Below are 21,912 nucleotides of genomic sequence, written 5' to 3' on the forward strand. Positions count from 1 at the left end.
GGCCCCTCGCCCCGCCCCCCCTTAACGGGTCGCGCCCGCCCCCGCCTTCCGGGCCCCTCCCCGCGCGGCCGCCCCCCCTCCACCGTTGGGCTAAATCCGGGCACAAAAGGGGCCTAAACCCGCGGCGCCGTAGGCGCCGCAAATAAACACAGCTCACCCGCGACTTCCCGGAGCCGGGAGTTTCCCCTTACGGGAAGGTAATGCCCGCCACCTAGGCTGAGCCCGTGGTGTTCGATACACGATCCGCGGTGCCGGTTTGGCGTTCCGCACCGGACCTGGCACAATGTTGCGGATTCCCGATCGTTGCCACCGCCGGGTCGGGGATATCGGGCGCCCACCGCCACGCGACGCACCATCGCAGCCGGAGCCGGGCGCCGGTCGAGTTCTGCCGGACCAACCCGTCCGAAATCCGCCCGGAGGGCAGCTGCCCGAAATCAGTGCTGCCACTTTTCGCCTCGTCCCGGACTCTCCGGGCCTCCGGGTTACGGCTCCACCGGGAAACATCCTGGTCGCGCCACCGATGAACGATATGACGCAGATAACACCAAATACCCGGCGGTAACCGTCCACCGGTTACGACCGCAACCAGCAGGAGTGAAAACGTGTCCTCTGTGACTGACGCACCGAATGCCACCGCCAGCAAAAATGAGGCTGCAGACCTCGCGGCGATCACTCACGAGGAGATCTTCGCCGGTCACCTCGGGGGCAAGCTCTCGGTTGAGCTCAGCTCGCCCCTGGAGACCCAGCGCGACCTATCGATCGCCTACACCCCGGGGGTGGCGCAGGTGAGCCGCGCGATCGCCGAGGACGAAAAACTGGCGAAGCGCTACACCTGGACCGACCGCCTGGTGGTCGTCGTCAGCGACGGCTCCGCCGTGCTCGGCCTCGGCGATATCGGCCCGCGCGCCTCCCTGCCGGTGATGGAGGGTAAATCGGCGCTGTTCAAGAAGTTCGCCGGCCTCGACTCCATCCCGATCGTGCTCGACACCAAGGACGTCGACGAAATCGTCGAAACCCTGGTGCGCCTGCGGCCCAGCTTCGGCGCCGTGAACCTGGAAGACATCTCCGCGCCGCGCTGCTTCGAAATCGAGAAGCGGGTCGTCGAAGCGCTGGACTGCCCCGTGATGCACGACGACCAGCACGGCACCGCCATCGTGGTGCTGGCGGCCCTGAACGGCGCAGCCAAGGTGCAGGGCCGGCCGACCTCGGGCCTGAAGGTCGTCGTCTCCGGCGCCGGCGCCGCGGGTGTCGCCTGCACCAATATCCTGCTCGCCGCCGGAATCCCCGACGTCACGGTGCTGGACTCCAAGGGCATCGTCAGCAGCGACCGCACCGACCTCAACACAGTGAAAGCCGACCTCGCCGCACGCACCAACCCGCGCGGCCTCACCGGCACCGCCGCGGACGCGCTCGCCGGCGCCGATGTGTTCCTGGGCCTGTCCGCGGGCACCATCGCCGAAGACCTCATCGCCTCGATGGCACCGGAATCGATCGTGTTCGCCATGTCCAACCCGGACCCGGAAATCCACCCGGACGTCGCCCGCAAATACGCCGGGATCGTCGCCACCGGCCGCAGTGATTTCCCGAACCAGATCAACAATGTGCTGGCCTTCCCCGGTGTGTTCAAAGGTGCGCTCGACGCGGGCGCCCGGCGGATCACCGAAGGAATGAAGATCGCCGCCGCCGACGCGATCCTCGGCGTGGTCGCCGACGAACTCGCGGTCGACAAGATCGTGCCCAGCCCCCTCGACCCCAGGGTCGCCCCCGCGGTCGCCGACGCGGTCGCCGCCGCCGCCCGCGCGGAAGGCGTCGCCTGATAGATCGTTCCGCCTTACCCGGGCGGTAACCCAGCTACAGCACCCGGTCGTCACCAATGACCGGGTGCTGTAGTGTCTGCGCCGCCTCCGGCGGCGCGGGTTTTGGCCCCCTGGGTCCCTGCTGTCAGCCTCGATGCTCGCGGCTGCGCCGCATCGCATTGAGCGTGGACGGTCGTGGGGGTGCGAGTTATCGGGAGCGTGGGCGGCGGTAGATTCGGGCTGTCGGGCGCCCGGGATCGGGTGCGGCGGGCTGGTTACGGGAAGTGGGTGTCGCGCGCGATGGTGCTGGCCGCGTCGGTGCGTGTGGTGGGGCGGATGCTGGTGCCGGCGCTTGCCGTGCTGGCTGTTTCCTGCGGTTCCGGAGAGGCGGCCGATCCGCTGGTGGTGGGGGCGCAGCAGCCGGTGCAATCGCGGGTGCTGGCCGAGATCTATGCGCAGGCGCTGGCGCGGACGGGGACGGCGGTCCGGGTGGAGCCCGGGGTGGGGGAGCGGTCCGAGATGCTGGCCGCACTGTCGGCGGGGACGATCGCGGTGGCGGCCGATCACAACGGTGCGTTGCTCGCCGAACTGAATATCGGGGCGGACGCCGAGACGGTTGAGGCCGTAACCGAGGAACTGAACGGTTCGCTGCCCCAGGACACCGTCACCACCGACCTCGCCGACGGCACCGATTTCGAACCCCGGGTACTGATCACCACCGCCACCGCCGAACAACGCGGAATCGGGTCGGTCGAAGATCTCGCGAAGCAGTGTTCCGGGCTGACCGCGGGGACGGCGGCGGTGCCGGGCCTGCTGGACCTTCCCGCGGTGGCGGCGCGGATCTCGGGCTGCGAATTCAGCGCGACCCAGCAGTTCACCGACCCCGCCGAACTGCGGCGTGCCCTGGTCGACGGCCGGATTCAGGTGGCCGTGCTGGGTGGTCCGGCCGAATTCCTGCCCGGCGGCATCGACGGCCTGACCGTGCCGGCCGATTCCGGGGACGCGATCCGTGCACAGAACCCGGTGGCCGTCCTCCGCAAGGGTGTGCTGGACGAGCGGCAGTCCGAGAAATTGAACTATGTGGCGGGTGAACTGACCACCGACGAACTCGCCGCGCTGGTGTTGCGCGTACGCGACGAGGGTGCCGATCCGGCGGAACTGGCGCGAACCTGGCTGGACGCGCACGGTCTGTAGCACGGGTTACGATCGGTCCGAAATGCCCGGAATGTTGGTGCGGCCCGCGACGTCGTACATGTAGTCCGGAGTGATACGGCATGAACCGTTGCCGCGTACCACTGGCCGGTGGCGGGCCGGATGATGCGGCGCACCGCGACAGATCCATGAGCCGGCGCATCCCGCGCCGCCGGGACAGGAATGGAATCTATGCCCACTCAACGTAATCCGTGGCTGGCCTTGGGGGCCCTGGTCGTCGGATTCTTCATGATCCTGCTCGATGTGACCATCGTGGCAGTCGCGAACCCGGCGATCATGACCGATCTGCACGCCGATATCTCCAGCGTCATCTGGGTGACCAGCGCCTATCTGCTCACCTACGCGGTACCGCTGCTCATCACGGGACGGCTCGGGGACAGATTCGGTCCCAAGAACATCTATCTGATCGGCCTGACGGTGTTCACCCTCGCCTCGCTGTGGTGCGGGCTGTCGGGCACTATCGAAACCCTGATCGCGGCGCGCGGTGCAGGGGCTGGGCGCCGCGCTGATGACACCGCAGACCATGGCGGTGATCACCCGGACCTTCCCGCCGGACGGCCGTGGCGCGGCGATGGGCCTGTGGGGTGCCGTCGCCGGGCTGGCGACCCTGATCGGCCCGATCCTGGGCGGGGTGCTGGTGGACGGTCTCGGCTGGGAATGGATCTTCATCGTCAACGTGCCGGTCGGGATCGTCGCTTTCGTGCTCGCGGTCTGGCTGGTGCCGTCCCTGCCGACCCATGAGCACAAATTCGACCTGCTGGGGGTCGTGCTGAGCGCGACCGGCATGTTCCTGCTGGTGTTCGGTATCCAGGAGGGCAACGCCAACGATTGGTCGGCCACCATCTGGTTGATGATCGTTGCGGGGCTCGCGGTGCTGGCTGTTTTCCTGGTGACCCAGGCGCGCGGGTCCGGCGAGCCGCTGCTCCCGTTGAACCTTTTCCGCGATCGCAATTTCTCGCTGTCGAATCTGGCCATCGCGAGTATGGGCGCGGCGACCACTGCCGTGATGGTGCCGATCTACTTCTATCTGCAGGCCGTGCACGGTATGACGCCCACCCGGTCCGCGCTGGTGCTCGCCCCGATGGCGATCCTCTCCGGTGTGGCGGCACCGGTGGTGGGCAAGCTGTCGGGCCGGTGGCATCCACGTCTGATCCCGACCACCGGATTCCTGTTGTTCGCGATAGCGGTCGCCTGGCTGGCGCTGGTGATGCGGAACCCGCATGCGAATATCACCTGGATGGTGCTCGCGGGTGCGGTCGCGGGCCTGTCCAATGCGTTCATCTGGGCGCCGCTGGCCACCACCGCCACCCACAACTTGCCGATTCACCAGGCCGGGGCCGGCGCCGGCGTCTACAACACCACCCGCCAGGTGGGTGCGGTGCTCGGCAGTGCCGCGATCAGTGCACTGGTGGCGTCCCGGATGAGCGCCCAAGGGCTGGGCGGGGCTCCGGCCGGGGAAGGGATGGGCGCCGGCCAGGTCCCCGAACCCGTACAGCAATCGTTCAGTACTGCGCTGAGTGAGGCGACGTTTCTGCCCGCGGTGCTGCTCCTGGTCGGTGTGGTGGCCTCCGCCCTGTTCATCCGCCACCCCGCCGCCGGGCCCGCGGGTCCGGCACAGGCACCGAAGGCGGATTCCCTCACCCGCTGATGGACGAAAACGCGGCCCCGGTGGGCTTACCTTCCCCGGGGGCCGCGTTTTCTGGCGATCGGCTAGCTGTAGATCTTGTCGACTTCGTCGGCGTACTGCTTCATCACCACGGAACGCTTCAGCGACATCTTCGGGGTGAGTTCACCGGTTTCCTGAGTCCAGTCCACGGTGAGGATATTGATCTTCTTGATCTGCTCGGCCTTGGACACCTTCTTGTTGGTATCGGCGACCGCGGTCTCCACCTCGGTGATCAGCATCGGATTGTTGACCAGCCGCGTGATATCGACATCGGCGGCGACATTGTTGCGTTCCTTCCAGCCCGGCAGTGCTTCCGGGTCGAGGGTGATCAGCGCGCCGATGAACGGTTTACCGTCGCCGACCACCATTACCTGGCTGATCAGCGGATGGGCGCGCAGCGAATCCTCGAGGACGGCGGGGGAGACGTTCTTCCCGCCGGCGGTGACGATGATTTCCTTCTTGCGGCCGGTGATGGTGACGAACCCGTCCGCGTCGATGGCACCGAGGTCGCCGGTTTTGAACCAGCCGTCTTCGAATGCGTCGGCGGTGGCTTCGTCGTTGCCCCAGTAACCGTCGAATACCACGGAGCCGCGCAGCAGCAGTTCGCCGTCCTCGGCGATTTTGGCAGCATGGCCCTCGATCGGGCGGCCGACCGATCCCACACGGATATGCTCCGGGGTGTTGACCGTGATGGCGGCCGTGGTCTCGGTGAGGCCGTAACCCTCGTAGATGGTGACGCCGATACCGCGGAAGAAATGGCCCAGCCGGGCGCCGAGGGGGCCGCCGCCGGAGACCGCCGCCTGGCAGTTACCGCCGAGGGCGGCGCGCAGTTTCCCGTAGACGAGCTTGTCGAACAGGGCGCGCTGAGCGCGCAGCCGCAGTCCGGGTTTGCCCTTCTCCAGAGCCTCGCTGTAGGCGATCGCGGTGGCCGCGGCGGCGTCGAAGATCGCGCCCTTGCCTTCGTCGTGTGCCTTCTGCTTGGCCGCGTTGTACACCTTCTCGAATACGCGCGGTACCGACAGTACGAAATCGGGCCGGTGTTCGGCGAACTGCGCGACCAGCGTGCTCCAGTCGGAGGTGTGCGCGACGGTGACCTTGGCGTCGAAGGCGGCCAGCCCCACGGCGCGGGCGAAAACATGCGCCAGCGGCAGGAACATCAGCGTCTTCTTACCGGGCGAGAGGAAAGAGGCCAGCGCGATCCGGTCGGAGCGGGATTCGGCCCACAGGTTGGCGTGGGTCAGCATGACGCCCTTGGGCCGGCCGGTGGTGCCGGAGGTGTAGATCAGCGTGGCCGGGGAGGCGGCGGTGACCTGGGCGCGGCGGTCGTGCACGGCCTGGTCGTCGAGTTCGGCGCCGCGTCCGATGAGGGTGTCCAGCGCGCCGGAGTCGATCTGCAGGGTTTCGCGCAGTTGCGGCAGTTCGCCCGGGTCGATCTCGGCGATCACCCCGCGGTGCTTATCGTTCTCCACGATCAGCAGCGCGGTGGCCGAATCCTGCAGGATCCAGCGGGCCTGCTCGGCCGAGGAGCTGTCGTAGATGGCCACGGTGCAGCCACCGGCCGCCCAGATGGCGAAGTCGAGCAGCGCCCATTCGTAGCGGGTGGCGGCCATGATGGCGACCCGGTCGCCCAGTTCGACACCGGAGGCGATCAGGCCCTTCGCCACATCGGTGACCGATCGTGCGAACTCTTCCGCCCGCACATCGCGCCAGCCGCCCCGGCCGTCGGGGACGTTGAACATGACCGCGGCGGGGGATTCCTTCGCGTGCCGGAACACGGCATCGGAATTGTTCGCGTCCTCCGGGATGGTGTAGGAAGCCGGGGCTTCGAACTCGCGCATCATTGCCTTTCCCTGTGTGCTTACTGGTCGGTAATTTACGCCACCGGCACCGTCCGGTGACGGGCCACCCGTGAATGCGCAGAGTTCACGTCATGGCCGAGGTTCACGAGTCCTGATCAGTTCATCCTATGTCGCTCGCCGGTTGCTGATCCACGGCGTGCCGCAGAAAGCCGGCCATTTCGCCCAGGACGGTGGCCGCTGGGCCGACCAAGCCGGCCTGTAGCTGGGCGACATGCCAGAGCCCCCGGCTCTCGGTGAACTCCACGTTGACCCCGGCTGCCCGCAACGCGGCGGTGAGGTCGACACACTGCGGGTGCAGCAGTTCGTCGATATCGACCTGGATATACACCGGGGGCAGTCCGGCGAGGGCGCCGTGCAGTGGGGCATAGCCCGGATCGTTGCAGTCGCCGCCGCCCAGATAGGCCGCGGCGCACGCCCGCGACCAGGGGCCGTTGACCACGAGGTCGCGCGGGCGTTCGGAGAGCTGGTTCGGATCCACCCACGGGGCGATCAGGCCGAGCGCGGCGGGGGTGTGCCCGTGCCGGGCGATGAGCCGCTGGGCCAGCGCCAGGGAGAGGCCGCCGCCCGCGGAATCACCGGCGATCGCGATCCGGTCCGGGCGGTAGCCGTATTCGGTGACCAGTTCGAGGTAGGCGGCCTCGGCGTCGTCGAGTGCCGCGGGATACGGGTGCTCGGGCGCCAGCCGGTAGTCGATGGCATAGACCGGCAGTCCGGTCGCGGCGGCCAGGCGGCCGTTGAGCGAGCGATGGGTGGCCAGGGAACCGACGGTATAACCGCCACCGTGCAGGTAGAGCACGGCGGCGGGGCCGGTCGCCGCCGGCGTACGCGGGGCGAGCCGTTCGGCCGGGCGTCCACCCAGCCGCAACTTCTCCACCCGCACACCGGCAGGTACCGGCTGCAGGATCGAGGCGGCGTCGATCAGCGCTCGCTGTGCCCGGAAAGGCAGCCGGTGGTCGAACGACAACCGGTACAGCGGGCCCATGAACGCCCGGATCAACGGCAGCGGGAGGGCGATATCTCGCATATCGGTCTTGCTCCCGGTCAGGGTAGGAATCGGCGTTCGACGGCGACCGCGATGCGCTGGTAACCGGAGGCGGCGGTGCGGACGAACAGATCCAGCAGCTTGGCCTCCCAGCCGATCAGCACCCGGCCGTGGCCCTTGCGCACACCGTCGACAATGGTTTCCGCCGCCATTTCCGGGCTGTGGATGGCGAGATACTTGTCGAATTTCGAGCTGGCGTCCGCGCCGTCGATATCCTCGGTGTAGGTGGCGTTGCGGGCGACCGCGGTCTTGATACCACCGGGATGGACGCAGGTGACCTTGACCGGCGCCTTGTCCACCAGCATTTCCTGGCGCAGCGCCTCGGTGAATCCGCGGACCGCGAATTTGGCCGAGTTGTAGGCGGCCTGGCCGGGGACGGCGATCAGGCCGAACAGGCTGGAAATGTTCACCACGTGCCCGTCTCCGGATTCCAGGAGGTAGGGCAGGAACGCCTTGGTCCCGTTCACCACACCCCAGAAATCGACGTCCATGATGCGTTCGATGTCTTTGAAATCGGTTTTCACGATATCGCCGTGATGTGCGATACCGGCGTTGTTGTAGATCTGGTGCACGACACCGAAATGCTGTTTCACCGCATCGGCGTACAGCAGGACGGCCTCGCGTTCGGCAACGTTGAGCCGGTCGGATTTCACCTCGGCGCCCAGCTGTTCGCAGCGGCGCACGGTTTCGGCCAGGCCCTCGGTATCGATATCGGAGAGCGCCAGCTTCGCACCGCGGCGCGCCAGGTTCACGGCCAGTGCGCGGCCGATACCGGACCCGGCACCGGTGATAACGCAGACCTTGTTGCGGAAATAAGCTTCGTTGCTCACTGTGCAGTCACTACTTTCAGCTCGGGGCGGGCGGGGGCGTCGGCCGCCGTGGTCGTATCGTAGGCGGCGATATCGAATTTCCTTGTTATCCGGCGGAATTCGAAGGTGAAGTCCGGCCACAACGTGGTGTTGTTACCGTGTTTGTCCAGGTACCAGCTGGCGCAGCCGCCGGTGCTCCAGACGCTCTTGGCGAGTTTGCGCTGCAGGCCCGCGTTGAAGGCGTCCTGGGCGTCGCGGCGGACCTCGACGGTGCGCAGGTTCCGGTTCTCGAAGGTCGCCAGGGCATCGGCGATGTAGTTGATCTGCGATTCGATCATGTACACCATCGAGGTGTGGCCGAGCCCGACGTTCGGGCCGAGCAGGAAGAACATATTGGGGTAGTTGGCGATCGCCGATCCCTTGTAGCCCTGCTGGCCGATCTCGTCGAAGACCTCGGTGAGGCTGCGGCCGTCGCGACCGAAGATGGTCTGGTAGGTGGGGGAGTCGGTGACGTGGAACCCGGTGGCGACCACGATCGCGTCGACTTCCCGCTCGGTGCCGTCCTTCGTCACGATCGAGTTCGAGCGGATCTCGGCGATACCGTCGGTGACCACATCGACATTGTCGCGATCCAGCGCCGGGTAGTACTCGTTGGAGATCAGCATGCGCTTACAGCCGATCCGGAAGTTCGGGGTGACCTTCTTGCGCAGTTCCGGGTCGCGGATCTCCAGCTGTAGTTTGGCCTTGGCCAAGGCTTCGAAACCGCGCATCAGCGCCGGGAATTTCGCCAGGCCGACCACCTGGGTTTCGCGGGCGGCGTAGATACCGGCCCGGGACAGCCGCTGCACGCCGGGAATGTGTTTGAAGGCGAGCCGTTCCGGCAGGGTGTAGGGCCGGTCCAGCCGCGGTAGCAGCCACGGCGCGGTGCGCTGGTAGACGTCGAGGTGGGAGACCTTCCCGGCGATCGCGGGGACGATCTGGATGGCCGAGGCGCCGGTACCGATCACCGCGACCCGTTTGCCGGTGAGGTCGGAATCGTGGTTCCACCGGGCCGAGTGGAAGATCTCGCCCTCGAAGCTGTTGATGCCCTTGATGTCGGGCAGATTGGGCTCGCACAGTGCGCCGACCGCGGAGACCACGGTATCGGCGGTGAAATCGCCCTTGCTGGAGGAGATTTCCCAGCGCGCGGTGTCGTTGTTCCAGTGGGCGCTGGTGACATCGCAGTCGAAGACGTGCTTATCGCGCACGTTGTACTTCTCGGCGACGCCCTGGATATAGGACTGGATCTCGCCCTGCCGGGAGAACGAGCGCGACCAGTCCGGGTTCAGCGCGAAGGAGTAGGAGTACAGATGCGACGGCACATCGCAGGCGGCGCCCGGGTAGGTGTTGTCCCGCCAGGTGCCGCCGACATCGCTGCCGCGTTCCAGCACCAGGAAATCATCCCGGCCCTGCTGGGTCAGCCGGATGGCGAGGCCGAGGCCGGCGAAACCGCTGCCGATGATGATCGTCCGCAGGTGGCGGACCGTCCGGTTGGCGACAGCTTTGTCTGTAACCTTGCGACTCATATACTCAGACTAAAGCTCTATTGAGCCGGAGTCAACAGTATTGAGCAGCGTTCAGTAGGATGGACGAAGTGAGTATCAGCCAGGGAGAAACCGCCAAGCGTGTCCGCCTGAGCCCGGACGAGCGGCGAGCACAGCTGATCACCCTCGGCGTGAAAATGCTCGGCGAACGGGCCATCGAGGACATATCGATAAGTGAAATCGCAGCTCGAGCCGGTATTTCCCGCGGCCTGCTGTTCCACTATTTTCCGACCAAACAGGACTTCCAACTCGCCGTAGTGCAACAGGCGAACGCGGAACTGCTGGTGCGGGTCGTCCCGGACCCCAGCCTCGGTCCGGCCGATATGCTGCGCGATTCGGTCGGCCGCTATATCGACTACGTCAGCGAGAACCGCACCTCGTACCTGGCATTACTACGCGGCCCCACCAGTTCCGACCCCGCCCTGGCGGATATGGTGGCGCAGACCCGGCGCGCGATCGTCGGCATCATCCTCGCCGAGGTGCCGCTGTCGGATCAGGAACGCGAAGATCCCCGCCTGCTGCTGTCGGTCCGGGGCTGGGTCGCGTTCACCGAGGAAACCACCCTGTCCTGGCTGAGCGAGGAAACCATTACCCGAGACGCGCTGATCGACCTGCTGGTGGAGTCGCTGATGGCGCTGTCGACGGCGGTGAACCCGGCGCTGGCCGCCGCCCTCCGGTCCTGACCCCTCCACCTGCCGCTGTGCAGTGCCCGGGAACGGGGGAACAGGCACCGCGAGGGTCGCGGTGTCTGTGCTCCTGCGGGACGAGGCAGGATCCTCAGCTCGAACCGATCCGGCGCGCACCGGTCCCCGCGTCTACGGGGACGGCTCGATGGATTACCGGAACGGTCGACGCAAGCGGCGGGAGGTCACCGGGCGACCTCCCAGCCCCTCATCCCTGAGCCGGTGTAGTAGCGAGGTTCCAGAAATCCGCGTACCGGCCGCCCCGGCACAGCAGTTCGTCATGGCTGCCGTCTTCCACGATGCGCCCGCGATCGAGGAATACGACGCGGTCGGCGCGCTGGACCGTAGGCAGCCGGTGCGCGACCAGCACCACCGTCCGGCCTGCCATCAGCCGTTCGATCCCTTCGTGGACCGCCGCCTCGTTCACCGGGTCCAGCGCCGAGCTCACCTCGTCGAGCAGCACGATGGGCGCATCCTTGAGCAGGGCGCGGGCGATCGAGACCCGCTGGCGTTCCCCACCCGACAGCAGGGCGCCGCCCTCGCCGACATTCGTGTGCCGGCCGTTCGGGAGCCGGGCGATCACCTCGTCGAGCTGAGCCGCGGATGCTGCCGCGCGGACCTGCGCGTCGGTGGCGTCGGGCCGGCCGAGGCGGATGTTCTGCTCGATCGTGCCGTCGAAGAGGTACACGTGCTGGAAGACGAAGGAGATCTGTGACATGAGGTATTCGGTGTCGATGGCGCGGATATCCACGCCGCCCATCCGCACCGCGCCTGTGTCCACGTCGTAGAACCGGGCGATCAGTTGCAGCAGTGTGCTCTTCCCCGCGCCGGAGGGCCCGACGATCGCGAGCCGCTGACCCTGCGGCACCGACAGCGAGAGATCATCGACAACCCGGCGGTCGTCGTGGGCGAAGGTCACGGATTCGAACGCCAGGTCGTGGCGTGCCGGGCGGACCGGGTGGGCCGGTTCCGGCAGCGGTGGGGTGCGCAGCAGCGCGTCGAGCCGGGTCAGCTCGGCCCGTGCCGCACGCAACTGGCCACCGAGTTCGGCGAGGGACAGCAGCGGTTCGGTGCAGCGCGTTGCCAGGACCAGCACCGCGAGCAGTTCCGCCGCGCCGATATCGCCGCCGAGAGCGAAATACGCGCCCAGGGCCAGTAGCGCGGTGAAGGTGATCTGCACGACGAGCGTCAGGCCCACCACCCCGGTCAACGCGGACAGGATGCTGCGCCGGGCCGCGCGTTCCACACCGCGCAACGCGTTGTCCAGCATCCCGAAACGTTCGGCGGTCCGGCTGCCGGCGCGCAGTACCGGCTGCGCCTGGAGATATTCGACGACCCGCCCGGCGGCCTCCTGATCACGGGCGTGGCGTTCGGCATCACCGGCGGCCATGGCGCGACCGGACCGGATCTGGATCAGCACCACGATCGGCACGGCGGCCAGAGCTGCCAGACCCAGGCGCCAATCGAAGACGAGTATGACACCGACGACGGTCAGCGGGGTGACGGTGGCCGAGACGAGCGGAGACAGCTGATGGGCGATCACACTCATGGCCTGCAACACTCCGCGGCCGGCGAGGACGGAGATCTCGCCGACCCGATCGGCGTTGTACCAGCCGATGGGCAACCGGGCCAGATGATCGCCCAGCCGGTGATACACACCGCGCAGCAGCGTGGTGCCGGCGCGGAAGCCGGACAGATCGCTGAGATAGCGCAGCAGCGCGTATCCCGCGACCGCTACCCCGAACGCGACCAGCGGTATCCGGGCGGCGGCGGGCTCCGCGCCGAACAGCGCGCGCAGCACCGGAACCAGCAGTGCGTAGGACAGTCCTTCCGCGATCGCGGTGATGGTCATCAAGACGATGGTGCGGCGGACCGGGCGGGCGTAGGAATGGCCCAGTACCCGTAACAGCATGCGGATCATCTGAATTCGTGGCGCGCAAGCCCGGCCCTTCAAGGCCGGGGGGAGTGCGTCGAGTCCGAGCTCGCCGCGGCCGCGCCGTCCTCCTCTCGACTCTCTGTGTCCAGTGATGTGGGGTGCGACCGCCAGAACGCGGCGAACTCGCCACCCGCGGCCAGCAGTTCAGTGGGCCGGCCCGATGCGGCGATCTGCCCGTCGCGCAGCAGCACGACCGTGTCGGCGCCGGCGACGGTCTCCCAGCGGTGGGCTATAACGACGGTTGTCCGGTCGCCGGCCGTGGTGGCCAGCGCGGTGCGGACGGCCTGTTCGGTCTGCGGATCGGCGAAGGAGGTGGCCTCGTCGAGGACGAGCACGGGGGTGTCGGCGAGCAGGGCGCGGGCGATCGAAACCCGCTGTGCCTCACCGCCGGACAGTCCCGCATCCACGCCGATCACCGAGTCGTAGCCGCGCGGCAGTTCCAGAATCCGGTCATGGATATTCGCCAGCCGGGCCGCCCGGATCACCGCGGCACGGTCGGCATCGGGGACCGCGAGCGCGATGTTCTCGGCGACCGAGGCGCGCAGCAGCCGCACGTCCTGGAAGACGAAGGAGACTGTGCGGTAGAGGTCGCGGTCGGCGATCTCGCGCAGATCCACACCGCCCACCCGCACCGATCCGGCCACCGGGTCGAAAAATCGGGGCAGCAACTGCACCAGCGTGGATTTGCCGCTGCCGGACGGTCCGGCGATGGCGGTGACGGTGCCCGGTTCCAGCGTCAGGTCGATACCGCGCAACACCTCGTGCCCGGCGTCGTAACCGAATCGCACGTCGCGTAGTTCCACGCGATACCCCCGAGGCGTCACCGGGCGGGCCGGTTGCGGGAGCGGCGGTTCGGCGAGCACGCTCCCGATGCGGTTCACCGCGCGCCGGGCCGTCTGCATATCGTCGAAGCCGTGCCCCAGGGCCGCCACGGGCGCCGTCAGACCCAGCCCGAGCAGCAGGAACGGCAATAGATCGGCAGGTGCCATACCCCCGTTCGCGATCAGCGCCGCTCCGCCGATCAGCACCACCAGCAGCACGAACGGCGGTGACGTCGCCACCTGCATCGCAGCGCCGACCGGGGCGAGGCCCCGCACCATCCGCAAGAAGATATCGGCGAACTCGTCGGCGGCGGTGCGGAAACGGCGGTGCGCGCGCCCGGATTCACCGAACGCCTTCACCACCGCGATCCCCTGCACGAACTCCACCACCGAATCCGCGATCCGTCCCATAGCCGCGTCGAAGGCCCGCTGTTCGCGGAGCCGGGCCGGGGTCATCATCAGTGGCACCAGCGCAAGCGCGAGCGCCACCGGGACCAGAGTGATCAGGGTGAGCCGCCAGTCGACGGTGAACAGGTAGATCAGCGAAACCAGCGGCACCACGAACGCCGAGACGAGCTCGCCGGGGGTATGCGCGATGAACGGGTGTACGGCGCTCACATCCTCGCCGACCACTTTGGCCAGCTCACCGGTCCGGCGGCGGGAGAACCAGCCGAGCGGCACCCGGCCGAGCCGCTCGGCGAGGAGGCGGCGGAACGCCAGTTGTACCCGCGTGTCGACCAGATGCCCGATTCCGGTCGCCGCGCCGGTGAACAGGAGTTGCGCGAACAATCCGAGCGCACCCGCGAGGACCACGAACCGGATATGCCCCTCGTCGAGCGGGCCGGGCGACAACAGGATCCGCCCCAGTTCCACGACCGCCAGCAGCGGTGCGAGACCCGCGACCGCCCCGGCGATCTGCAAGACGACCACCGCGGCGAAACTCCCCAGGTGAGCGCGCAGAACGCCGGCGATATCGTGCCGCGTCGGGGTATCCGCCGCCGCGGGGACGGATTGCTGCGGCCGTTCGGCGAGTTCTGTGGTGGTCATCGCCGCACCCGCCTTCCCGGCGCCGGCGTGGCGGCGGGTCGCTCACCGGCGGGCGGGCCGCCGGCCAGCCGGTGGCGGAGATGGTCGAGTATTTCCGCGCGGGCCCGCCGGGCGGCCGGGACAGCGCCCGGCATGCTCAGGAAGGCATGTGTCGCTTCGGGATACCGGGTCAACGTCACCTCGGCCCCGGCGCAGCGCAGGCGATCGGCGTAAGCAGCGGACTGGTCCTCGAGCGGATCCAGGCCGGCGGCGAGGATATGTGCCGGCGCGACCCCCTTCAGTCCTTCGCTGTACATCGGGGAAATCGTCCGGCGATCGAAGAATTCGGGGACCGCCAGACGAGGGACCGCTCGGCATTCGGCAGGGGACGCGGTGGGACTGTTCGCGTTCTCCGTGAACGAGGGATATTCGAAAGCCCGCTCGGTCCAGTCCAGCTGAGGATTGATCAGAACCTGGGCGCGCAGGGCTGGTCCCAGTTCGGTGCACCGGATCGCGGTGAGGGCCGCGAGCGTGGCCCCCGCGCTGGACCCGAGCAGCGCGATCCGGTCCCGATCCGCATACCAGCCGGCAGCGAGCTCGGCCAGCCGGGGTACGGCGTCGTAGGCGTCGAGCACCGGCGCAGGCACCGGGTGTTCGGGCGCCAGACGGTAATCGAGTGAGATCACCACGGCCGGACAGTGGGCGGCCAGATGGGCGAGCAGCCAATCGTCCTGATCCGGGAAACCGCTGATGAGACCGCCGCCGTGAAAGGCGATCACCATCGGCAGTGGAGAGCCTTCCCACTCCGGCCGATACACCCGAATGTTCAACCGCCGGCCGGGGAGATCGAATGGTTCGTCGGCGATCCGTGCCGCGCGGTCGGGCCGGCCGGTGAGGGGCCGCAGCAGCCTCGACCCGCGCAAGCGGTTCTGCGTGGTGCGGAACTCGACGAACTGTTCCGGGGTGACCGAATCCCAGTCCGGGGCCGGCCGCAGTTTGGTGACGATACGCATTCGCAGTGGAACTCTGCCTCGCATGGTTATGCCTTTCGTGCCGAACCGGATTCGGTGCTCCGCGGGGTACCTCGATGGTGGCGCCGGCCGGATGACTCGCGCTTCCGGCGGCGGGCGGCACTGTCTACGTGAATTCGCGTACCAGCGGCCCGGTCGGCTACGGCCCCTGTCGTAGCCCCGCGAGCCGGGTAGGACCCGCGACGCAGCGTGGACCGGCTGGGATCGTGGAGTTCCCCGCAGCGCTGAGCCGCCCCCGCGCGGGTCAGCGAAATGGCTTGGGGTCGACACATTTCGATGAGTCCGAATCGCGCGGCAGCAGATTTCCGGCCCGGCGGCCGGCTCACTGTCGTAGCCGCAGTCGGCTACGAGGACCTGCGACAGGATCGGCAGGGGCCGGTTGCGGGGGCAGTAGCAGGTGGGCCGTGGCGCGCTGCAAACGTGGTCCCGGCCGCCCGGTTTCACCATCGCACGGACGACCTGCGGGCGGATTGCGGATATTCCGGGGTTCGGCCGGGGCCGCCGGTTGTGGCGGTCCGAAGGTCGGGGCAGTCGATGGTTCGAGGTGCCGATGCCCGCCGCGGACCGGATGCGGCGCGGTTCGACGTTGCGGCGGTGCGATGCCAGACCTCGTGGGTGACGCGCTTGCCGCCCGGCCGCCTCGGCGCCGGGGAGTATCCGTGCCGGGCGTTCCGGCGCGTCGGTCGTGCGGTGAACACAGGCGGGCTTGGAAGAGCCGGTAGGGCAGCGGCCTCACGGGAGCTACTGCCGTGGCCGCCTACGGAGCCGAATCACACAACCCGGTCTGATAGGCGATCACGACCAGTTGCGCGCGGTCCCGGGCACCCAGTTTCACCATGGCGCGGCTGACGTGGGTGCGGGCGGTGGCCGGGCTGAGAAACAGGGTGGCGCCGATCTCGTCGTTGCTCATACCCTGCCCGACCAGGGCGAGAACCTCGCGTTCCCGGTCGGTGAGCACACTCAGCCGGTGCGCCGCGGACCGCGCGACTCGGCGCGCCGCGGTGAACTGGCCGATGAGCCGCCGGGTGATTCGGGGCGCGAGAAGTGCGTCACCGGCGGCGACAACGCGGATCGCGTGCAGCAGTTCGGCAGGACCGGCGTCCTTGAGCAGGAAGCCGCTCGCGCCCGCCTGTAATGCTTCGAAGACGTTGTCGTCGGTGTCGTAGGTGGTGAGGATCAGCACTTTGACCTGCTCGAGCCCGGCCGTTTCGGCGATCCGGGCGGTGGCGCGTATCCCGTCCAGCGTCGGCATCCGGATATCCATGAGCACGACATCGGGCCGGGTGCTGCGGGCCAGTTCGACCGCTTCGGCGCCATCGGTGGCTTCCCCGGCCACCGTGATGTCGTCCTCCAGGTCCAGCAGGACTTTGAAACCCGAACGAACCAGCCGCTCGTCGTCGGCGAGCAGAACTTTGATCGGTGGTGTGTTCACAGGCGCGAACCCACCGGGGCGAACGGCAGACCGGCGGTGACCTCGAATCCCCCGCCGGGGCGTGGTTTCGCGTCGAGTTCACCGCCGAGCAATCGGCAGCGTTCGCGCATACCGGCGATTCCGCGACCCGAACCGGTGTGGCCGGGTCCGGGCGTGCGGCGTCCTTCGTCGATCACTCGGATGTACAGGGCATCGACCACGGGTTCCAGTATCACCGTCACCCGCGTCGGTCCGGCATGGCGGATCACGTTGGTGAGGGATTCCTGCACGATGCGGTACGCCGCACTGCCCACCGCGCTCGGCAGCGCCGGCACCGATTCGGGCTGTTCGAGGCTGATATCGAGCCCGGCCTCGCGGGCCTTTCCGGTGAGCTCGCGGATCTGGTCGAGCCCCGGGAACGGTTCACGCTCATCGCCGTCGCGGAGCACACCGAGGATCGCGCGCATCTCCTGCAGCGCCCGGGAACTGGTTTGTTCGATGGTGTGCAGCGCATCGCGGGCCTGTTCGGGCCGTTTGCCGAGCACATGCGCGGTGACCCCGGCCTGGACATTGATGATCGCGATGGCATGGGCGACGGTGTCGTGTACTTCGCGGGCGATCCGTAGCCGTTCGGCGTCGACCCGGGCGCGGGCCTCCTCCTCACGCGAGCGTTCCGCGAGCTCCGCGCGTTTTTGCGCATCGGCGGCCATCACCTGCCGCGACCGCGCGGATTCGCCCAGCATGGTGGCGATCACCGCCCCGCCGATCCGGAAGAACACCCAGCCGATCGCCGATACGGGTTCCACATCGGCGCCGGCGATCACCCAGCCGACCGAGAGCACCGCGATCCCCGCGCCCGCGATCCGCAGTGAGCGATGCCCGTCGCCGTATGCGGCCACGGTGTACAGAGCGACGAAAAGCCCGAGGTAGGAAGCACGATCGGGAAAGTCGAAAGCGAAATAGATCAGGCTGGCCACACCGGTGATCGCGAAAACCGCGACGGGCCGCTGCCGGCGCGCCACCACGGCCACACCGCTCACGACCAGCAGGACGTACCCGATCCCCGAGACCGGCGTCGACGCCGGCTCGACCGGCACCGGAACCATCGCACCGAGCACCTGGATCACCGTGACGAACAACCCCAGCGCGATATCCGGCAACCACGCGGGCTGCCGCCTGAAACGCGCAGACAGCTCCCGTGACACCGTCCGCAGATCCATATCGTGACAGTACGTGACCCCGGCCGGCTCGGGCTCCCCTCGGGAGGCGTCACCGGCTACGGCCGACGACGTATCCGAGCGTGCCCGCTCTACGCGCACCGACGTAGGTGGCGGCCGGTTCGACCTGTTTCGCCCCTCCGGTACCGGCGGTCGTCGGCAGCGGGAAGGCATACCCTCGGCGCCGCGATTTCCGGACCGTCGTACGCATGGACGGGCCTCGGCAGCCTCTATATCCCCGCGCCGGAATCCGCCGGTCTACGGCAGGATCGCCGGTATGTCTACGCAGAAGCAGCGCATGCTGGGCGGAGAGCTCTACCGGGACAGCGATCCGGAACTGGTCGCGGAACGGCGGGCCTGTCAGAAACTGCTGGATCGTTTCAACGAGACGAAATCCGGCGACGAGGCGCAGCGGCGCGACATCCTGGAGAACCTGCTCGGTGCCGTGGGCGAGGGTTCGTGGATCATGCCGCGGTTCCAGTGCGATTACGGCTACCTGATCGAATTGGGGCGCAACAGCTTTCTCAACTACGACGCGATCGTGCTGGATTGCGCGCCGGTGCGGATCGGTGACGACGTCTCGATCGGCCCACGAGCCCAGCTGCTGACCGCACTGCATCCGATGGACGACCACGAGCTCCGGAGGCAGCGCTGGGAGACCGCCGCGCCGATCACCATCGGCGACAATGTCTGGCTCGGCGGGGGTGTGATCGTCTGCCCCGGTGTGACGATCGGGGCGAACGCCGTTGTCGGCGCCGGCAGCGTCGTGACCAGGGATGTGCCGCCGCAGGTGTTCGCCGCGGGCAATCCGTGCCGGGTCGTCCGGCAGCTCGCCCCGGGGCGCTCCCACCCTCGGTAGGCCTGCCTCGGCGGTTGACCTTGCCCCTGGGTCAATCTCGCACCATGGTCGTCATGACCAGCGAAATCGACGATATCCGGACCGGCAGTGGCCGCCGCCCCGGCCTGCAACGCTTCTCGATCGATCACGAGGGTGGCACCGTTTCGGTGTCCCGCGGCGGCCGTGGGCGAACCGTCGTACTCTGTCCCGGCCTGTATTCCACACAGGCCGGTCTGCATGTTCTGATCGAGTTGCTGCGCCGCGACCACGATGTGGTGGCCTTCGACCTCCGCGGGCACGGTCTCAGCTCCCCTGCCGCGCGGTACTCGTTCGCAGACTTTCTCGCGGATCTGACCGCCGTCGTGTCGACTGTGCGGCTCTCCGATCCGGCACCCGTGCTCGCCGGTTACTCACTCGGCGCCGACCTGGTCGCGCACTATGCGTCCGAGCACCCCGGCGGTGTGGCCGGGCTGGTACTCATCGACGGAGCGAATCCGATACCCGAACCGTTTCTCTCCGCGGCTGATATGCCGGAGTTCCGGGCGATGTGGGAGACCTCGGCGGCGCCGGACCGCGACGATACGCGCGATGCCGCGGATCGGGTATCGCTCACCGCGCAGCAGGTACTCGACCTGAACCTGGAACTCGATGTGATCCGCACCCGAACCCTTCTCGGCCGGTACCGCGATATCGATGCGCCGATCAGCATGATCATGTCGGACTCGATGGCCGGCGGCGATCCCGGCGAACGGACCCGGTGGCGCAATCGCAACTGGCGGGACGGGATAGAACGACTTGCTCGCGAACGGCCGGACATCACTACAATCTGGATGGATGCCGATCACCGGCTGGTGCTCACCCGCGCACCGGAAATCGCCCGGATCGTCGCGGATCACATCGGCCGGCTGCCGGGTCCGGGAGACTGAACCAATGCTGACCATCGGCGAACTGGCGTCGTATGCCGGAGTGACGGTGCGTGCGGTCCGGCACTACCACGCGAAAGGGCTGCTGGCGGAACCGGAACGCGACCAGTCCGGCTATCGGCGCTACGACGCCGGCGCGGTGATCGAACTGATCAAGATCCGGACGCTCGCCGAAGCCGGGGTGCCGCTGGTGCGCGTGCAGGAACTGCTGGGCGCCGGCGAAACGGAGTTCGCCGCGGCAATCGCCGAGATCGACCGGCGGCTGCGCGCGGAGATCCGGGAGCGGCAGCGGCGGAGGGAACGTATCGCCCGCCTCACCGCCGGCGAGGGCCTGGTGTTGCCGCCGGAGGTGGTCGAATTTCTCGATCGCCTCCGTTCGCTCGGGATCGACGAACGTATCGTGCGCTTCGAACGGGACGGTTGGATCCCGTTGGTGGCGCATTCGTCCGACCGGGTACCGGAGTGGATCGCCCGCAAACATCAACAGCTGGACGATTCACGTCTCATCGATTTCTACCGCACCCTGGGCAGCGCGCTCGACTTGCCCGACGACGACCCCGCACTCACCGAACTCGCCGACTCCATGGCCGGCTACATCACGGAGCTGGCCGATGAAATGGGCGAGGACCACCTGGGCGCCACCGGTATCGAGCCGCCGTTCGCCGAACTGCTCGACACCCTCGCATTCGATACCGTGCCCGCGGCACGGCGCCTGATCGAACTACTCCGGAAACGTGGCTGGACCGGGTGGACCACGCTCAGGCGATGGCCGCCGAGCCTCGTGAGCGGCGGGCGACCAGGGAACTGTAGAGATACCACCAGGTGCGGGAGTTCGTGGGATCGAGGCCGGTGAGTTCCCCGATGCGCTGCATGCGGTAATCGACCGTGTTCGGGTGCACTGCCAGTTGCCGGGCAGTGCGGGTGCGGTTGCGATCGGTGTCGATGTAGGTCTGCAAGGTCTGCAGCAGTTCGGGGTGGCCGTCCAGCGGGTCGAGTAGCCGGTCGAGGCGGGCGCGGCCGACGCCGGGGCGGGTCAGCTGGTATTCCAATGCCAGTTCGGCGAAGCGGTGGACCCTGGCCCCGAGTCCCAGCTGTTCGACGATATCGAGCAGTTCGTGCGCCTGCCGGGTCGCGGCCGGTACGTCGTCGGCGCCCGCGGATACGACGGTCGCGGTGATATCGACATAGGTTGCGGCGGAGAGTTTCTGCACGAGGTCATCGATTCCGTCTTCGGTGCACGCATCGGTGGGAACGAGGATGGTTCCGCCGTCGACCGAGAGCAGCGGCAATGCCTGGCGGTCGAGCAGCGTGGCCAGGGCGGACTGTAGCCGGCGCAGTTTTCGGCGGGCGACGACCTGGCGGTCCAGGCGCGGATCGTTTTCGTCGCGGTGCGCGGGTACGGCCAGCGCGAGCACGTAGTAGCGGTCCGCGATGCGGATACTCGCGTCCCGGGCCATGGCGGTCGCGGTATGCCCGCCGAGCAGGGCCGAGGTCACTGTGTGCACATCGGTGTGGTGTGCGCCGGCAGCGCTCTTGAGTTCCCGGACATAGGCTTTGCTGACGGTGGAGGTGATCAGGGCGAGCAACTCGACCGAGGCGGTGATCGCGACGGTGATATCGATACCGGACTTCTGTCCGGCCGAGGGAACCAACAGCTCCACACCGCCCTTCACTGCCCGGTGGGCGGCGTGCAGCACGGTGCCGATCTCGACGTCGTCGCGTGCCCAGCCGCCGGCGGCGGCCTCGAGCCGGTCGAGCCGCTGCGGCGGGCATTCGCCGTGCAGTCGCCGGATCAACCAGCCGAGGCAGACCCGGACCACCGCGGTGAGCTCACCGCGCAAGGCATCGCCGGGGATTGCCGGGCACAGTGCTCCGGATCGCGTGAGGTCGGCCACGATCTCACGCGCCAGCCGATGCACATCGGGTGCCGGTGGGGCGGAGGGGTAGGTGCGCGAAGCGAGTTCATGGCGATCGGCGCTCTCGATAATCACCGGGGGACCTCCTTGTCACCGCAGGGTCGATCAGCCCGGCGCGACGGCCGGGGAACGAACCGTCGCCG

17 protein-coding genes and 1 pseudogene are annotated in these 21,912 nt (G+C 68.0%); 7 read left to right on the plus strand and 11 right to left on the minus strand.

Features of this window, described 5'->3' with window-relative positions:
* The first annotated feature begins 611 nt into the window (after positions 1–611).
* The 3 genes and pseudogenes from QH196_RS28715 to QH196_RS28725 all read left to right on the plus strand — a co-directional run bounded on the left by QH196_RS28715 (position 612) and on the right by QH196_RS28725 (position 4,656).
* Positions 612–1,817 carry an NAD(P)-dependent malic enzyme gene (locus QH196_RS28715; protein WP_280419016.1) on the plus strand — a complete coding sequence of 402 codons (1,206 nt, stop codon included), beginning with the start codon at positions 612–614 and terminating at the stop codon, positions 1,815–1,817.
* A 267-nt stretch (positions 1,818–2,084) separates the two neighbouring features.
* Positions 2,085–2,990: a glycine betaine ABC transporter substrate-binding protein gene (locus QH196_RS28720; RefSeq protein ID WP_280418974.1), complete on the plus strand. Its 906-nt coding sequence runs from the start codon at positions 2,085–2,087 to the stop codon at positions 2,988–2,990.
* 189 nt (positions 2,991–3,179) lie between these two features.
* Positions 3,180–4,656, plus strand: a pseudogene (locus QH196_RS28725) (DHA2 family efflux MFS transporter permease subunit).
* A gap of 62 nt (positions 4,657–4,718) precedes the next feature.
* Here QH196_RS28725 and QH196_RS28730 read toward each other — a convergent pair.
* The 4 genes from QH196_RS28730 to QH196_RS28745 all read right to left on the minus strand — a co-directional run bounded on the left by QH196_RS28730 (position 4,719) and on the right by QH196_RS28745 (position 9,949).
* On the minus strand, positions 4,719–6,512 hold the full coding sequence (locus QH196_RS28730) for an AMP-dependent synthetase/ligase (RefSeq protein WP_280419017.1): 1,794 nt from the start codon (positions 6,510–6,512) through the stop codon (positions 4,719–4,721).
* 121 nt (positions 6,513–6,633) lie between these two features.
* Positions 6,634–7,557: an alpha/beta hydrolase gene (locus QH196_RS28735; RefSeq protein ID WP_280418975.1), complete on the minus strand. Its 924-nt coding sequence runs from the start codon at positions 7,555–7,557 to the stop codon at positions 6,634–6,636.
* Positions 7,558–7,574: 17 nt separating this feature from the next.
* Entirely contained in the window at positions 7,575–8,405 is an 831-nt protein-coding gene (locus tag QH196_RS28740; RefSeq protein ID WP_280418976.1) for an SDR family NAD(P)-dependent oxidoreductase, read from the minus strand.
* A complete protein-coding gene (locus QH196_RS28745; protein WP_280418977.1) occupies positions 8,402–9,949 on the minus strand; it encodes a flavin-containing monooxygenase in 1,548 nt (515 codons plus the stop codon). Before QH196_RS28745 ends, QH196_RS28740 begins: the two co-directional genes overlap by 4 nt.
* A gap of 59 nt (positions 9,950–10,008) precedes the next feature.
* Between QH196_RS28745 and QH196_RS28750 the strand changes: the two genes are divergently transcribed.
* The gene (locus QH196_RS28750) at positions 10,009–10,650 is read left to right on the plus strand and encodes a TetR/AcrR family transcriptional regulator (protein WP_280418978.1); all 642 of its coding nucleotides are present in this window, start codon (positions 10,009–10,011) and stop codon (positions 10,648–10,650) included.
* Between the two features lie 208 nt (positions 10,651–10,858).
* Here QH196_RS28750 and QH196_RS28755 read toward each other — a convergent pair whose 3' ends face one another.
* From QH196_RS28755 to QH196_RS28780, 6 genes are all read right to left on the minus strand, one after another.
* Positions 10,859–12,571: an ABC transporter ATP-binding protein gene (locus QH196_RS28755; protein WP_280418979.1), complete on the minus strand. Its 1,713-nt coding sequence runs from the start codon at positions 12,569–12,571 to the stop codon at positions 10,859–10,861.
* A 29-nt stretch (positions 12,572–12,600) separates the two neighbouring features.
* Entirely contained in the window at positions 12,601–14,454 is a 1,854-nt protein-coding gene (locus QH196_RS28760) for an ABC transporter ATP-binding protein (protein ID WP_280418980.1), read from the minus strand.
* The gene (locus QH196_RS28765; protein WP_280418981.1) at positions 14,451–15,446 is read right to left on the minus strand and encodes an alpha/beta hydrolase; all 996 of its coding nucleotides are present in this window, start codon (positions 15,444–15,446) and stop codon (positions 14,451–14,453) included. Before QH196_RS28765 ends, QH196_RS28760 begins: the two co-directional genes overlap by 4 nt.
* Positions 15,447–16,221: 775 nt before the next feature.
* A complete protein-coding gene (locus QH196_RS28770) occupies positions 16,222–16,896 on the minus strand; it encodes a response regulator transcription factor (RefSeq protein WP_280418982.1) in 675 nt (224 codons plus the stop codon).
* On the minus strand, positions 16,893–18,095 hold the full coding sequence (locus QH196_RS28775) for a sensor histidine kinase (protein WP_280418983.1): 1,203 nt from the start codon (positions 18,093–18,095) through the stop codon (positions 16,893–16,895). Before QH196_RS28775 ends, QH196_RS28770 begins: the two co-directional genes overlap by 4 nt.
* A gap of 49 nt (positions 18,096–18,144) precedes the next feature.
* Positions 18,145–18,303 carry a hypothetical protein gene (locus tag QH196_RS28780; RefSeq protein ID WP_280418984.1) on the minus strand — a complete coding sequence of 53 codons (159 nt, stop codon included), beginning with the start codon at positions 18,301–18,303 and terminating at the stop codon, positions 18,145–18,147.
* A gap of 66 nt (positions 18,304–18,369) precedes the next feature.
* Between QH196_RS28780 and QH196_RS28785 the strand changes: the two genes are divergently transcribed.
* The 3 genes from QH196_RS28785 to QH196_RS28795 are packed head-to-tail and all read left to right on the plus strand — an operon-like array spanning position 18,370 to position 20,706.
* The gene (locus QH196_RS28785) at positions 18,370–18,951 is read left to right on the plus strand and encodes a sugar O-acetyltransferase (protein WP_280418985.1); all 582 of its coding nucleotides are present in this window, start codon (positions 18,370–18,372) and stop codon (positions 18,949–18,951) included.
* A 53-nt stretch (positions 18,952–19,004) separates the two neighbouring features.
* The gene (locus tag QH196_RS28790; protein ID WP_280418986.1) at positions 19,005–19,856 is read left to right on the plus strand and encodes an alpha/beta fold hydrolase; all 852 of its coding nucleotides are present in this window, start codon (positions 19,005–19,007) and stop codon (positions 19,854–19,856) included.
* Positions 19,857–19,860: 4 nt separating this feature from the next.
* Positions 19,861–20,706 (plus strand): MerR family transcriptional regulator, encoded by an 846-nt coding sequence (locus tag QH196_RS28795; RefSeq protein WP_280418987.1) that lies wholly within the window; start codon positions 19,861–19,863, stop codon positions 20,704–20,706.
* Here QH196_RS28795 and QH196_RS28800 read toward each other — a convergent pair.
* The gene (locus tag QH196_RS28800; protein ID WP_280418988.1) at positions 20,612–21,844 is read right to left on the minus strand and encodes a PucR family transcriptional regulator; all 1,233 of its coding nucleotides are present in this window, start codon (positions 21,842–21,844) and stop codon (positions 20,612–20,614) included. The genes QH196_RS28795 and QH196_RS28800 overlap by 95 nt on opposite strands.
* Positions 21,845–21,912 lie beyond the last annotated feature (68 nt).

The organism is Nocardia carnea, assembly GCF_029868325.1.
Classification (GTDB): domain Bacteria; phylum Actinomycetota; class Actinomycetes; order Mycobacteriales; family Mycobacteriaceae; genus Nocardia; species Nocardia carnea_C.

What these genes read in the sequence shown, in the direction of transcription:
- QH196_RS28775 (WP_280418983.1), bottom strand. Translation starts at nt 18,095, where the DNA reads ATGGATCTGCGGACGGTGTCACGGGAGCTGTCTGCGCGTTTCAGGCGG.
- QH196_RS28780 (WP_280418984.1), bottom strand. Translation starts at nt 18,303, where the DNA reads ATGCGTACGACGGTCCGGAAATCGCGGCGCCGAGGGTATGCCTTCCCG.
- QH196_RS28745 (WP_280418977.1), bottom strand. Translation starts at nt 9,949, where the DNA reads ATGAGTCGCAAGGTTACAGACAAAGCTGTCGCCAACCGGACGGTCCGC.
- QH196_RS28785 (WP_280418985.1), top strand. Translation starts at nt 18,370, where the DNA reads ATGTCTACGCAGAAGCAGCGCATGCTGGGCGGAGAGCTCTACCGGGAC.
- QH196_RS28735 (WP_280418975.1), bottom strand. Translation starts at nt 7,557, where the DNA reads ATGCGAGATATCGCCCTCCCGCTGCCGTTGATCCGGGCGTTCATGGGC.
- QH196_RS28795 (WP_280418987.1), top strand. Translation starts at nt 19,861, where the DNA reads ATGCTGACCATCGGCGAACTGGCGTCGTATGCCGGAGTGACGGTGCGT.
- QH196_RS28760 (WP_280418980.1), bottom strand. Translation starts at nt 14,454, where the DNA reads ATGACCACCACAGAACTCGCCGAACGGCCGCAGCAATCCGTCCCCGCG.
- QH196_RS28750 (WP_280418978.1), top strand. Translation starts at nt 10,009, where the DNA reads ATGGACGAAGTGAGTATCAGCCAGGGAGAAACCGCCAAGCGTGTCCGC.
- QH196_RS28755 (WP_280418979.1), bottom strand. Translation starts at nt 12,571, where the DNA reads ATGATCCGCATGCTGTTACGGGTACTGGGCCATTCCTACGCCCGCCCG.
- QH196_RS28765 (WP_280418981.1), bottom strand. Translation starts at nt 15,446, where the DNA reads ATGCGTATCGTCACCAAACTGCGGCCGGCCCCGGACTGGGATTCGGTC.
- QH196_RS28730 (WP_280419017.1), bottom strand. Translation starts at nt 6,512, where the DNA reads ATGCGCGAGTTCGAAGCCCCGGCTTCCTACACCATCCCGGAGGACGCG.
- QH196_RS28790 (WP_280418986.1), top strand. Translation starts at nt 19,005, where the DNA reads ATGACCAGCGAAATCGACGATATCCGGACCGGCAGTGGCCGCCGCCCC.